Annotated in this window: 13 protein-coding genes; 6 read left to right on the top strand and 7 right to left on the bottom strand. The window is 71.2% G+C overall.

Going from position 1 to position 13,323, the window contains the following annotated elements; genetic code table 11:
* The first annotated feature begins 40 nt into the window (after nt 1-40).
* The 3 genes from SALPAC2_RS0104990 to SALPAC2_RS0105000 all read left to right on the top strand — a co-directional run bounded on the left by SALPAC2_RS0104990 (nt 41) and on the right by SALPAC2_RS0105000 (nt 2,544).
* On the top strand, nt 41-922 hold the full coding sequence (locus SALPAC2_RS0104990) for a universal stress protein (RefSeq protein ID WP_018215547.1): 882 nt from the start codon (nt 41-43) through the stop codon (nt 920-922).
* Between the two features lie 140 nt (nt 923-1,062).
* Nucleotides 1,063-1,530: a hypothetical protein gene (locus SALPAC2_RS0104995; protein WP_018215548.1), complete on the top strand. Its 468-nt coding sequence runs from the start codon at nt 1,063-1,065 to the stop codon at nt 1,528-1,530.
* A 321-nt stretch (nt 1,531-1,851) separates the two neighbouring features.
* Nucleotides 1,852-2,544: a hypothetical protein gene (locus SALPAC2_RS0105000; protein ID WP_397540868.1), complete on the top strand. Its 693-nt coding sequence runs from the start codon at nt 1,852-1,854 to the stop codon at nt 2,542-2,544.
* Nucleotides 2,545-2,548: 4 nt separating this feature from the next.
* Here the strand turns inward: SALPAC2_RS0105000 and SALPAC2_RS0105005 are convergent, their stop codons facing one another.
* The 3 genes from SALPAC2_RS0105005 to SALPAC2_RS0105015 form a co-directional block, all read right to left on the bottom strand.
* A complete protein-coding gene (locus SALPAC2_RS0105005) occupies nt 2,549-2,707 on the bottom strand; it encodes a hypothetical protein (RefSeq protein WP_018215550.1) in 159 nt (52 codons plus the stop codon).
* 92 nt (nt 2,708-2,799) lie between these two features.
* Entirely contained in the window at nt 2,800-2,997 is a 198-nt protein-coding gene (locus tag SALPAC2_RS0105010; protein ID WP_018215551.1) for a hypothetical protein, read from the bottom strand.
* A gap of 470 nt (nt 2,998-3,467) precedes the next feature.
* The gene (locus SALPAC2_RS0105015; RefSeq protein ID WP_018215552.1) at nt 3,468-4,616 is read right to left on the bottom strand and encodes a geranylgeranyl reductase family protein; all 1,149 of its coding nucleotides are present in this window, start codon (nt 4,614-4,616) and stop codon (nt 3,468-3,470) included.
* A gap of 212 nt (nt 4,617-4,828) precedes the next feature.
* On the opposite strand from SALPAC2_RS0105015, the gene SALPAC2_RS0105020 reads away from it, so the two are divergent.
* The 3 genes from SALPAC2_RS0105020 (at nt 4,829) to SALPAC2_RS0105030 (ending at nt 8,264) form a co-directional block, all read left to right on the top strand.
* Complete coding sequence (locus tag SALPAC2_RS0105020) at nt 4,829-5,065, top strand: hypothetical protein (protein WP_018215553.1); 237 nt, start codon at nt 4,829-4,831, stop codon at nt 5,063-5,065.
* Between the two features lie 37 nt (nt 5,066-5,102).
* Nucleotides 5,103-6,548, top strand: coding sequence for an MFS transporter (locus SALPAC2_RS0105025; RefSeq protein ID WP_018215554.1), 1,446 nt, complete (start codon nt 5,103-5,105; stop codon nt 6,546-6,548).
* A 93-nt stretch (nt 6,549-6,641) separates the two neighbouring features.
* The gene (locus SALPAC2_RS0105030; protein ID WP_018215555.1) at nt 6,642-8,264 is read left to right on the top strand and encodes an alkaline phosphatase D family protein; all 1,623 of its coding nucleotides are present in this window, start codon (nt 6,642-6,644) and stop codon (nt 8,262-8,264) included.
* A gap of 45 nt (nt 8,265-8,309) precedes the next feature.
* On the opposite strand, the gene SALPAC2_RS0105035 is transcribed toward SALPAC2_RS0105030, so the two are convergent.
* From SALPAC2_RS0105035 to SALPAC2_RS0105050, 4 genes are all read right to left on the bottom strand, one after another.
* Entirely contained in the window at nt 8,310-9,152 is an 843-nt protein-coding gene (locus SALPAC2_RS0105035; RefSeq protein ID WP_018215556.1) for a hypothetical protein, read from the bottom strand.
* A 336-nt stretch (nt 9,153-9,488) separates the two neighbouring features.
* Entirely contained in the window at nt 9,489-10,742 is a 1,254-nt protein-coding gene (locus SALPAC2_RS25760; RefSeq protein WP_080636872.1) for an MFS transporter, read from the bottom strand.
* An 85-nt stretch (nt 10,743-10,827) separates the two neighbouring features.
* Entirely contained in the window at nt 10,828-11,757 is a 930-nt protein-coding gene (locus SALPAC2_RS0105045) for an SDR family NAD(P)-dependent oxidoreductase (RefSeq protein WP_018215558.1), read from the bottom strand.
* On the bottom strand, nt 11,750-13,234 hold the full coding sequence (locus SALPAC2_RS0105050; RefSeq protein WP_018215559.1) for a flavin-containing monooxygenase: 1,485 nt from the start codon (nt 13,232-13,234) through the stop codon (nt 11,750-11,752). Before SALPAC2_RS0105050 ends, SALPAC2_RS0105045 begins: the two co-directional genes overlap by 8 nt.
* Nucleotides 13,235-13,323: the final 89 nt, after the last annotated feature.

Below are 13,323 nucleotides of genomic sequence, written 5' to 3' on the forward strand. Positions count from 1 at the left end.
GCCACCCCGTGGCCGCGATACTGACCGTGGGGGTGAAGGGGTGAACTCGTCGAACGGCGCCGCGGTGGTAGTCGGCGTGGACGGCTCCGAGCAGGCGCGACGGGCCGTACGCCTCGCAGCCGGCGAGGCCGCCCGCCGCAACCGGATGCTGCGGATCATCCACGGCTTCATCTGGCCACTCCTCCACGTCCCGGTGGGAGCACCACCCGGCGGACCGCCCGGATCGGGCCTCCGCAACCAGGCGGAGCAGCTCGTCGCCGACGCGGTCGCCGAAGCCGAAGCGACCGCGCCCGGCCTCCGCGTCTCCGGCGAGATCATCGACGGCGAGGCTGCCGCCGTGCTGGTCGGCGAAGCACCAAACGCCGTGCTGATCGTGTTGGGTGACCGGGGTATGGGCGGCTTCGCGGCCCTCGTCGTCGGCTCGGTCGCGGTACAGGTCGCCACCCACGCCGACTGCCCGGTCCTGGTCGCCCGCGGCACGGACCGCACCGAAGGGCCGGTGATCGTCGGCGTGGACGGATCCGCGGTATCCCCTCCCGCCGTCGAATTCGCTGCCGAACAGGCGTCGCTGCGCGGCAGCGACCTCGTCGCCGTACACACCTACCTACACCCGGTCGCCAGGGAACCTGGCGACATGCAGCCTCTCGTCTACGACGAAGAGAACCTGCGCCACGAGGAACGCCAGCTCCTCGCCGAATCCGTCGCCGGGCTGGCCGAGCGGTGGCCGGATCTCACCGTCCACCACCAGACCATCCGTGGCCGGCCCGCGCCAATCCTCAACGAGGCCTCCCAGCAGGCCCAACTACTGGTCGTCGGCGGGCACGGACGCGGTGCGCTCACCGGCCTGCTGTTGGGCTCGGTCAGCCAGTCCGCACTGCACCACGCCGACTGCCCGGTCGCCGTGGTCCGCGCTCCCGGCTGAACCGCCCGACGCGGTTGGTCACCAACTCAGACGGGTAGACGCCCGGCAGACACCACCGATGAGCCCGACCGAGGAGGCACCCGGATGCCCGCACCACAACCAGGGAACGACGCGTACGGCCAGCACGGCGGCGGCCCGCAATGAGAGCCGGATTCCTGGCCGACGGAGCGATCGCCGGCGCGGCCGGCACCACCGCCCTCAACATCGTCACCTACCTGGACATGACGCTACGAGCCCGGCCGGCGAGTAACACCCCGGAGCGCAGCGCCGGCCGGGTCGCCGAGGTGACCCACCTCAACCTCGGCCCCGAACCCCAGGCGACCAACCGCCGCTCAGGACTCGGCCCGCTACTCGGTTACGGCATCGGGATCGCGGCCGGAGTCGGCTTCGCCCTGCTGACCCGGGGCCGACCAATGCCGCCGGCTCTGGCCAGTGGGCTGCTCGGCGGCGGAGTGATGACCGCCTCCGGCGGCTCGTACGCCGTCTTCGGAGTCAGCGACCCACGAACCTGGAGCCGTGGGGACTGGCTGTCCGACCTCATCCCGCACTTGGCGTACGGCCTAGTCGCCGCGACGACCTGGAACCGACTCCGGATGCCACCCGCTTAAGGTCTAACCACCCCACCGCCCGCCCTGCGAACGCGGGGCGGGCGGTGGGGATCAGCTGTCGTCCTCAGCAACCGGTTCGCCCGGGGGTCCATGGCCGGAGACCTGGCCCCGAGGCACCGGACGCCCCCGGTCCCCCTGGGACGATCCCCGGTGACGTGGGTGACCCGTCGGACCGGGCCCCTTGGTGTTCTGCACGTTCGAGCCCCGGGCGCTACGCCGGGCCTCCTGCTGCTGCGGGTTCGTCACCGCTGTCTCCTTCCCGCTGGACGGCGGCGCCCGTGGCGGCCGCTCCGCCCCGAATACCCACCGACGTCATCGGACATGCCGCGGGCTAACCGGGCCACCGGCGGGTACCCCCCGCCGGTGGGAGACAGTCACGAGACAGCGCGGGTGCTGCTGGAACGACGCGGACAGACCTACACCGAGGAAGCCGGGATCCGGCTGGCCGACCGGCCCGGCCCGCTCTATCAGCTGTTGGTGCTCGCCACCCTGCTGAGCGCACGGATTCGCGCCAGCGTCGCGGTGGCCGCCGCCCGGGAGCTCTTCGCCGCCGGCTACCGCACCCCGTCGGCGATGGAGGCGGCGACCTGGCAGGACCGGGTTGACGCGCTGGGTCGCGGGCACTATCGGCGCTACGACGAGCGGACCGCCACGCTGCTCGGCACGGGCGCACGACTCTGCCTGGACCGCTGGCAGGGTGACCTGCGCCGACTACACCAGACCGCGCAGGGCCAGCCGGCGCAGCTACGCCGGCTGCTCACCGCGTTTCCGGGCATCGGGCCCGCCGGTGCGAACATCTTCCTCCGCGAGGCCCAGGCGGTCTGGCCGGACCTGCGTCCCTTCGCCGACCGACGCACCCTCAGCGGCGCGGAGCGGTTGGGCCTGCCGCAAACCCCGCGGCGGCTCGCCGACCTGGTGGCGGAGGCGGAGTTCGGCCGCTTCGCCGCCGCCCTGGTGCGGGTCGCGCTCGGCGAGGAATCCGCTGGCGCGGTGACCCGGGCGGCACGCCGGTGACCGGTCACTTCGTCGCGTCGCCGCGGGGCCGGGTGAGGTGCCACACCAGCAGCGCCGCGAGCACGGCAAGCACGATCAGGCCGGTGGTGACGCCCTCGCCGTCCGGTTGATCCCGGCCAGTCGTTCCGAAGTAGATGACTGCCAGCCCGGTCAGCACCGCCACGGCGGTGCGTACTCCTCGGTCCCTCACACTCGGTGACCCTAGCCACCGCTAGCCGCGAAGGGTGGCAAACTACTTTTTTCCCCCGAACAGGGTCAGTCGACCTCCAGGTCGTCGAGTGAAATCTTGTGGCTCATCAGCCAACGCGCCAACGCCGACATTCCGAACAACCACAGCGGCGCCGACTCGGTCGTCCCGCTGGTGGCAAAAATCGCGAACCGGAGGTCGGGCGCCCGGTACGCCTCGATCCGCCACCGGTGTTGCCGGTCCCGCCAGATCGCTGAAGGGTCCATGCTCAGACGCTACCGAGCTGGCCCCGCGTGCGGGGCCAGCTCGGGGACCCGGAGCCGGTGGCCGGCACTGCTTCGGCTTCGGCGGGAGAAGGGCACCGCCCCCCGAGACCTAAGCCTCGGAGGGCGGTGCTGAGGTAGCCGGTGTGCAGGTCGCCTCTCGGCGCGTGGCGCGTGGCGGCTCCAGCCGAACGGTATTCCGCGACGGCTTATTGGTGAGGCCCGGGGACACTGGACACACCGACACCCGTGTCAACAGCGTACCCGCCCCGGCCCTTCCTACCGGCCCGGTGGCGACGGTCACCGGGCCATACCGGTCAATCAGCTGCTACCAGTGGCGGACAACAGGTTGGACTGCTCCCCCGGTGGTCCCGGTGATGGGGGCAACACCACCGCTAGAGCATCCTAGGATCCTGGATGGATGTGGGAGTCCCGCAGTTGATGCCGGCCGCGAGCCGCGGAGACCAACAGCGTCAGCGCGGGCGGGGGGTTCTCCGCCCGCGCAGCCCCGCCAGCACTCCGAACGCCAGCCGCACCGGCACCCGGGAGAGCAGGTCATCGAAGCCAGCCCGGCCCTGGCAAAAGGCGACAAAGGCCCGCCAGCCCGGCGGCGTCGCCAACAGCCCGTGGAACAGCCCCGGCCGACGCGAGAAGGTTTCCAGCAGCTGTCGGCCCGCCCGCATCGACGGGACCAACTCCCCCGCGACTGCCGACTCGTACTGGCCGAGGTTGTCAGCGGCGGCCGCCGCCCCCGCCAGCGTGCCGGAACGCAGGGCGTAGCTGATCCCCTCCCGGCTCCACGGCTCCAGCAGCCCCGCCGCGTCCCCCACCACCAGAACCCTCCCCCGGCGCAGCGGCGAGCCCTCCTGCCGACACCGGGTCAGGTGCCCGGAATCGTGCGCCGGCTCGACCCCGGCCAGGCCCAGCCGGTCCACGAACGAGCGCAGGTACGCCCGGGTCTGCTCCCCTGTCCCCCGCGCCGCGATCACCCCCACCGTCAGCAGGTCGTCCTTCGGAAACACCCAGGCGTACGAGCCGGGTAGCGGGCCCCAGTCCAGCAGCACCCGACCTCGCCAGCGGGCCCGTTGGGCCGGTGTCACCGGCAGCTCCAACTCCAACCCCAGGTCGACCTGCCGGTGTCGCACCCCCACGTGCCGTGCGGTCACCCCCGACGACCCATCGGCGCCGATCACCGCCCGCGCGGTCACCGTCGCCCCGTCGGCCAGCCGCAGGCGGACCCGGTCCGGCTCCGACTCCACCGCCCGGACCGCGACCCGCTGACGCAGCTTGGCCCCGGCGGCGACCGCTGCGGCCCGTAGCCGGTCATCAAACTCGTCCCGGCACACCATCGTCACCAGCGGACCGACCGCGCTCTGCCGGGTGAACGCCCGCCGCCCGTCCAGGGTGAAGGTCACTCGCTCCGCCCGATCCTGCGCGGGCACCTCGATCCGGTCCGCCAGTGCGGCCAGCGAGGTGCCGATCAGGCCGCCACCACAGGTCTTGTAACGCGGATGTACAGCCCGCTCCAGAACGAGGGTCGTCAGACCCGCCTGTGCCGCGACGTGGGCGGCGGACAGGCCTGCCGGGCCCGCACCCACCACCGCAAGATCCCAGACCGTCACCGTTGCCAGCCTAGAGCCCACGTCAACGTTCCTGGTCGAGGCGGGCGGGTGCCGGCACGGTCACCGCCCGGCGCACCCTCGGCACCCAGCCCTGCCCCAGCCGACGGCCGGGGCAGGGCGACATACCCGATCGGGGGAGCATCTTCGGTGGCCAGCCGGGTAACCACCGGACAGGCCGACCGCCCGTCCGGCGGTATCCGAAGGAGGACGACATGCGGCAGGTGCAACTGTCGGAGCTCGAGGAACGGGTGTACGACGCGGTCGCGGTCCTGGAGGCCCGCGGCCAGGTGCCGTACCCAGACCTGATCGCCGAGGAGACCGGGTTGACCGAGGAACAACTGATCGCTCCCCTACACCAACTCACCGAGAAGAACCTGCTGCACCGCGAGGACTCACCGATGGCCGGTCTGGACTTCGGCCCGCGGTTCTGCGCCCAACAGCTGACGTGAGGCCGCGACACCCAGAAGTGGGTGGGTAGCCGGGCGGATGGGTAGCCGCCCGTCCCCCGGTTCGCGGACCGCACCACCCGGTGGTGACCTGGCCCAGCCACAACGCCGAGGGGCGGCGCTCGGCGTTGGTCTGGTCGCCGTCTTCATGACGGTGCTTGACGTGAGCATCGTCAACGTCGCCATCCCGTCGATGGACCGGGCACTCGATGTTGCCCCCAGTGACGTGCAGTGGGTGCTCGCCGGTTACACGTTGACCTTCGGGTTGATGCTGGTGCCCGGCGGCCGGTTCGGCGACGGGCATGGGCGGCGGACCGTCTTCGTCGTCGGTGTCGCGCTGTTCACCATCACCAGCGTGGCGGCCGGGCTGGCTCCTACCGCCCCCTGGCTCATCGCTTCCCGCCTGCTCCAGGGTGCCGCCGCCGGACTGATCAACCCACAGGTGACCGGGTTGATCCAGGAACTCTTTCCGAATTCTGAGCGGGGCCGCCCGTTCGGGCTGCTCGGGGCGGCGATAAGCATCTCCACCGCCGTCGGGCCGCTGCTCGGCGGCCTCCTCATCCAGATCGGCGGCACCGAGCACGGGTGGCGGTGGGTCTTCTTCGTCAACGCGCCGCTCGGTGTTTTCGCCGCCGTCCTCGGCTGGCGCCTTCTCCCGCACCGCGCCCAGGGAACCCCCGACCGGCACCGGTTTGATCTGGTCGGGCTGCTCCTGCTCGGCGGTGGTGTCCTGCTTGTCCTGCTGCCCCTAGTCCAACAGCACTGGCAGGGTCCGGCAAGGTGGCTGACGCTCCCGGCCGGTCTGCTGACACTGGCCGCCTTCGCCGGTTGGGAGCGGTGGTACGCCCGCCGCCGCGAGCCCCTGTTCGACCCGCGCCTACTCAGCATCCGCTCGTACCGGTTCGGTGTCCTGATCGCCCTGCTGTACTTCGGCGGGTTCACCGCCATCTTCTTCGTTCTCACGGTGTACCTGCAGAACGGTCTCGGGCACAGCGCACTCGCCGCCGGGCTGGCCAGCACCCCGTTCACGGTTGGCTTCGCCATCGCCTCCGTGGTGGGCGGCCGGATCGTCAGCCGGGTCGGTCGACCACTGGTAGCCCTCGGTCTGGCCACCGTCGCCGTCAGCCTCGTCGTCGTGGTCCTCGTCGTCAACCGGGTCCCCCCGGGCGCCACCGTGTCCTGGTGGACCGCCACACCGTTGCTGGTGGCGGGGCTCGGCAGCGGCCTAGTGGTCACCCCGAATCAGGCCCTCACCCTCGCCCAGGTGCCGGTATCGCGGGCCGGCAGCGGCGCGGGAATGCTGCAGACCGGCCAGCGCATCGGCTCTGCCGCCGGTATCGCCACGGTCGGCAGTGTCATCTTCGCGGCGCAGGGGGCCACCGGGGACTGGTCGGTCGCCTTCCACCACGCGATGCTCCTGATCAGCGGAATCAGCATGCTCGCGCTCTGCCTGGCGCTGACCGACATCATCCGCGACCGCCGCTGAGCGGAAGACTCGACGACGCTTAACTGAAAGAACGGCGAACACGCCGATACGGGGGCAGCGGCCGGACCCTACCTGCCGGTAGAAACAGTGCCCATGACGAACTCCCTCGACCGTCGGACCCTCCTGCGCATCGCCGGCGCCTCGGCCGGCACCGCCGTTCTCGCCAGCGCCGCCCTCGCCGGCCCGGCCGGGGCCACCGGTAGCGCCTTCCGGCACGGCGTCGCCTCCGGTGACCCGTTGCCCGACGGAATCCTGCTCTGGACCCGCCTCACCCCCACCGAGGACTCCCAGCCAGGCTCGGGCGTCGGCCCGGAGGTGACGGTGACCTGGCAGGTGGCCGCCGACCCGGACTTCGCCACTGTGGCGGCGCAGGGCACCGTCGCTACCGGCCCGGCTCGGGACCACACGGTCAAAGTTCCCGTCAGCGGGCTCGCGCCGGCCACCACGTACTGGTTCCGCTTCGGCTACGCCGGCGCCTGGTCGCCCACAGCCCGAACGATGACCGCGCCGGAGACGGACGCCAACATCGACCGGATCCGGCTGGGTGTGGTGTCGTGTTCGAACTGGGAGGCGGGCTACTTCGCCGCCTACCGGCACCTCGCCGAGCGGGGTGACCTGAACCTCGTGGTGCACCTCGGCGACTACCTGTACGAGTACGGCACCGGGGAGTTCGCCGCCGGGGACACCGTGGTGCGGTCCGTCCAACCGGCGCACGAAACGCTGACGCTGCAGGACTACCGCATCCGGCACGCGCTCTACAAGAGCGACCCCGACCTTCAGGCCCTGCACGCGTCGGTGCCGTGGGCGATCACCTGGGACGACCACGAGGTCGCCAACGACCAGTGGTCGGGCGGCGCGGAGAACCACACCCCCGGCGACGAGGGCAGCTTCACCGATCGGGTGGCGGCAGCGCGCCAGGCGTACGCGGAGTGGATGCCGGTGCGCACCGGGACGGACGGTGCGATCTATCGGCGGTTGCGCTTCGGCCGGCTCGCCGACCTGTCCATGCTGGACCTGCGGACGTACCGGTCCGAGCCGGCGTCGGGTCTGGCAATCGACGACCCGGAGCGGACGATCACCGGCGAGGCGCAGATGGCCTGGCTGAAGGCCGGCCTGGCCACCTCGGACGCCCAGTGGAAGCTGGTCGGCAACCCGGTCATGATCTCCCGCCTGGACGTGGGCGCCCTTCCCTCCTGGCTGCTCGGGCCGCTGGGCACGTTGCTCGGCATCCCGCAGAACGGCGCGGTGCTCAACCCCGACCAGTGGGACGGCTACAACGCCGACCGCAACGAGCTGATCGACCACCTGTTGGCGACCGACACCCGGGACGTGGTCTTCCTGACCGGTGACATCCACACCTCGTGGGCGAACGAACTGACCACGCAGTCGACCGGGCTGACCGACCCGGCTGCCGCCGAGTTCGTGGTGCCGTCGGTGACCAGTGACAACATCAACGACTTCCTGGGGATGCGGGAGGGCAACGTGCTCAGCGATCTGGCGTCGGGCCTGATCCGCTCGACCAACCCGCACGTACGCTGGACCGAGCTGGACGGGCACGGCTACGGGGTGCTGGAGGTGACACCGCAGCAGTGCCGGATGGACTGGTTCCACCTGGTTGACCGGACCCAGAGCAGCAGCGGTAGCCGCTTTGTGACGGGCTGGTCGGTTACCGCCGGTTCGTCGCGGCTGCACCGGGAGAGCGCGCCGCTGAGCTGACCGGAGAGCCGGCCGTTGCCCAGCTGGGCAACGGCCGGCCGCTGGTCACCAGAGCTCGGCGACGAGCTCCGCTGCCTGCTCTTCCCACTGCGCGTAGTGGAACGGGTACGCGGACACCTGTACCGTCTGCGCCGCGGTCGTCAGCGGCAGCTCCTGCCAGCCGTTGACGTTCTTGAGCGCCTCGAAGAACGCCGTCGCGGCGTACTGCGGGTCGGTGATCTGCTGCGGCGTGCCCCACCCGGTCGACGGGCGCTGCTGGAACAGGCCCTGCGAGTCGTGGTCGTTGTAGCTGCCCAGGTGGCCGAGGTTGTACAGCTTCGACTCCTGCAGCGCGGTCGCCACGCCGATGACCGCACCCCGCTCGCCGACTCCGGTCGCCTTGGCGACCTCGATGATCTCCTTGGCGTTCGCGCGCTGGGCGTCGTCAACCTGGATGTAGGACTGGGCGCCCTGCACACCGTGGGGGATCAGTTGTTCCCGGCTGGGCGAGTCGGTGCTGTCGGTGTCGCTCGCCGCCGTCTCGGGGCTCCGGTCCGGGTCCGGAGTCGACTCGGTCGGGTCCGGCTCGAGGTCGGGGTCGGTGGTCGCCCCGGACGGGTCCGGCTCGAGGTCCGGGTCGGTGGTCGACTCCGTCGGGTCCGGCTCGAGGTCCGGGTCCGGGTCACCGTCTGCGGCCTGCTTGCCGGTGGCCAGCTCAATGGCGGCTACGGCGCCCGGGTCTGGGCCATTGGTCACCGATGCCGCGGCGGTGGTCGGCGCGAGCGCGAGACCTCCGATCGCCGCGACGCCAGCCACGCTCAGAACGAGCTTGCGGTTCGGCTCGGTCGAGAGCCATTGGTACGGGGTCTTCGCGATGGCCGGGAGCCATCGGGTGAAGTCATCCTTCACGATGTGCCCTTTCGGTCAGGCGAAGCGCTCCGGGTGAGCACTCCTCGGGGAACCGCCACACGGGGTTTGGGTTCCGGCGGTACCGGGGACACAACCCGATCGCCATGTCCGACATTCCGGGATCGCCCCGGATGGGAGTAGCTGCGGCGCAGGTCACAGGCAGATGGCGACCTCCAGCAGCAAACCGGATAGAGAACGCAAAAGCATGTTGTGGACGACGGATCGTTCGCACCGGGCGTTCTGGGTACGGAAGGCCGGGCCAGACCGCGCTACGGCCCTCTGCGGCGGACTCGGAGGCTGCACCGGTCTAGACGGCGCGAACCGGCTGGATCGCGGTCAGCGCTCCGCCAACGCCCCCGCCCCCGCCCTCGGCTGCGGCTGCGGTGGAAGCGGCGCGGCGGCGCGCAGGTCGTCCTGCCGAACCGCCGGCCGCCAGTCAAACGGATCCCTGCTGACCGCCAACAACAGCGCGCAGAGGCCGGCCAGCAGGCCCGCGGCGAGCAGGATCCAGCGCACACCGGCCTGCGCGATCAGGAACCCGGAGGCCATGGTCATCACGATCATCAGGGTGTCCTGCCCGCTGCGCGTCGCGGCGATCAATCGACCACGCAGCGCGGCGGGCGCCCCCTCGTGCAGATTCGCCATCAGCAGGATGAAGACGACGTTTACCGACCACCCGCTGGCGACACGAAGCACGGCCGCCGCCGGAAGCCACGTAACGAACGGAAGTGCGGCCAGTGCGGCCCCGGCGACCGCGACCGCGGTCCCGACTGCCGGTTTCGTCGGGAGCAGCCGACCCACCAGCGAGGCGGTGAGGGTGCCCAGCACGGCTCCGACCGCAGCAAACGCCGCCAATGCCGCGTACTCCGCCGCGCCGCCCCCCAGCACCGACCCGGTGTAGACAACGATCGAGACGCTACTGACCCCCACGATGACCCCAGTGACGGAGTTGACCGCGAAGGCGGACCACACCGCGGGAGCGTGCCAGCTGTCACGGATCCGGCTGCCACGCTCCATGCGGGGCAACCGGGACACCCGGCCGCCCGGTGGCAGGGCAACGAACATCATCAGACCGGCGATGCAGAACGTCCCGGCGTTGACCACGTAGACCCAGTCCAGTCGCCCGGCGGCCACCAGGCCGCCAGCGAGCGCCGGGCTGGCGAGCTGGCCGATGCGACGGCTCACCATGACCACCGAGTTGGCCCGTACGAGATCGTCCGGCTCCACCAGGGGCAGGACCGTCTGCTGCCCGACGAGCATCGCCCGCGAGGCACAGCTGACCGCCCCGGCGAAGGCGACGACCGCGACGAGCGTCGTGGCGACGGTGTTGACGAGCACGAGGCCGCCGGCGAGCAGGTTCCCGGTGACGATCCAGCGACGCGCGGGCAGTACGTCGACCAGGGCACCACCCAGCCACGAACCGGCCAGACTTCCCACTCCATAGGCGGCCATGGCGAAACTGAGGTGGATCGCGGAGCGGGATCCCGACAGGTACAGGGAGGCGGCCAGGCTGACGACATAGGCGACGTCCCCGAACTCAGCGATTCCCATGCCCAGCGAGGTAAGCGCCAACCGGTAGTGCTTCCTCATCACCAGACCGGCACCCGGAGGAACCCGTTGTACTTCCCGATCAGTCCTATCAGGAGTAACGACTGACCAGGCCAGACGTCGGCGGTCACACCAGGTCGTCCGCCGGGAGTGACGGCGACGCCGGCGGCTGGTCGGCCGGCTGCGGTGCCGGCGCGGCCCCCGTGGTCAGCCGACGAGTCGGCGCACCGGTGGTCTGGTTGAGCCCGACCCGCAGCAGCCGCCCGTACCAGCCCGGTGCGATCCGGGCGATCAGGTCGGGCAGCTTCGCCGACCAGCCGATCAGCACCCGGGGCCGGCGGCGTTCCACGCCGTGCAGGATCACCTCGGCGGCGCGGGCGGGTGGGATGCGGAGCAGGCGACGGAACTGGCGCCGGCCCGCCTCGTGGTCGTCCCGGTCGACGCCGCTGCCGAACCGCGCGTTCTCGGTGATCCGGGTGGCGATTCCACCGGGGTGCACGGCGGTGACGCCGACGCCGTCGGCGATCAATTCGTGCCGCAGCGCCTCGGTGAAGCCGCGGACGGCGAACTTGGTCGCCGAGTAGGCGGCCTGCCCGGGCGGGGCGATCAGCCCGAACAGGCTGGAGACGTTTACCAGGTGCGCGCCGGGCTCCGCCTTCAGGGCGGGCAGCAACGCGTGCGTGAGCTGCACGACCGCACGGAAGTTGATGTCGACCACCCACTGGAACTCGTCCAGGGTCACCTGGTCGAACCGACCGCCCAGTGCCACACCGGCGTTGTTGACCAGCAGCCGGATTCGGGGATGGCGGACGAGGATCTGCTCGGCCACCCCCGCCGTGGCCACCGCGTCGGCGAGGTCCACGACGACCGGGTCCACCCGCCGGTCGGGGTACGCGGCGCGGACCGCGCCCACCACGGTGGCCAGGCGTTCCGCGTCGCGATCGAGCAGGACCAGGTCACTGCCGCGCGCCGCCAGACCATGGGCGAGGGCGGCGCCGATCCCGCTGGCGGCACCGGTGACCACAGCGGTCGCGCGGTGATAGTCAAACCTACGCACGCGCGGGACTCCGCTCCGGCTTGCCCGCCTGAGAGAACCGGACTCCCGCGTCGGTGAGCCGGCCGTACCGCATCAGCAACAGGTCCCGCGGGTAGTTCTGGGGCAGCCGCCAGGGCGCGCGAGCCCCCTGCCGAGGCAGGGCGGCGAGGCCGCGCAGCACGTAGCCGGCGGTCAGGTCAAGGAGAGGGCGCCGCTCGTCGTCGGGCGGCGGCAACGGGGTGACGACCTGCTGTCCGGAGCGGTCGAGGTGGGTGAGGAGCCGACACACGTACCTCGCGATCAGGTCAGCCCGGAGCGTCCAGGAGGCGTTGACGTAGCCGACGGTCATCGCGAAGTTCGGGACGCCCGAGAGCATCATCCCCTTGTAGGCGACCGTATTGGCCAGATCGACCGGCGCACCGTCCACGGTAAGCCGGGCGTCGCCGAGCGCAAGCAGCTCCAGGCCGGTGGCGGTGACGACCACATCGGCCGCCAGCTCCTCGCCGGAGGCCAGCCGGAGCCCGGACTCGGTGAAGGTGTCGATGGTGTCGGTGACGACCGAGGCCCGGCCCGCCGCGATCGCCTGGAACAGGTCGCCGTCGGGAACAACGCAGAGGCGCTGGTCCCACGGGTTGTAGCGGGGCGAGAAGTGCCGGTCGAGGTCGTAGCCGGCCGGAAGTCGGCCTCGCGCGGCCCGCCGCAGCAGCCGCCGGACCAGGTTGGGGGCCCGCCGGCTGAGCTGGTAGTTCGCCGTGAGCAGCAGGATATTCTTCCAGCGGACCACCGGGTAGACCACCCCCTTCGGCAGCACCCGGCGCAGCGCGGCGGCGGCTGAGTCCCGCGCCGGCAGCGCCAGGATGTAGGTGGGTGAGCGTTGCAGCATCGTCACGTGGGCGGCCTGCTCGGCCAACGCGGGTACCAGGGTCACCGCGGTCGCGCCGCTGCCGATCACCACCACCCGCTGGCCGGTGTGGTCGAGGTCGGCGGGCCAGTGCTGCGGGTGCACGATTCGGCCGGCGAACCGTTCCGCCCCGGGCAATTGGGGGGTGTAACCCCGGTCGTAGCGGTAGTAGCCAGCACAGGTGTGCAGGAACGAGCAGGTGACGACGACCTCCTCGCCGCCCTCCTGGCGGGCGTACACCGTCCAGCGGGCGGTACGGCTGTCCCAGTCGGCGCGGACGACCCGATGCTGGAAGCGGATGTGCTCGGTGACGCCGTACTCACGGGCGGTGTCCCGGACGTAGTCCCGAATGGACGGGCCGTCGGCGAGGGCCCTGGAGTCGCTCCAGGGCCGGAACGAGTAGCCGAGAGTGAACATATCCGAGTCCGACCGGACGCCCGGATAGCGGAACAGATCCCAGGTGCCGCCGATCGCGCCCCGCGCCTCGAATACGGCGTACGTCTTCTCGGGACAGTGCCGGACCAGGTGGCAGGCCGCGCCGATGCCGGAGAGACCAGCACCAACAATGAGCACGTCAACATGGTCGGTCGTCGCCATGGTGTCTCCCGTAAACGAGCCTGTGCACTGAACCCTATCGAGGACCGTCAACGCGTTCAACAGGGCCCGGCGGCCCACTGCGGCGAACC

Source organism: Salinispora vitiensis (assembly GCF_000378825.1).
In the GTDB taxonomy this organism is placed as follows: domain Bacteria; phylum Actinomycetota; class Actinomycetes; order Mycobacteriales; family Micromonosporaceae; genus Micromonospora; species Micromonospora vitiensis.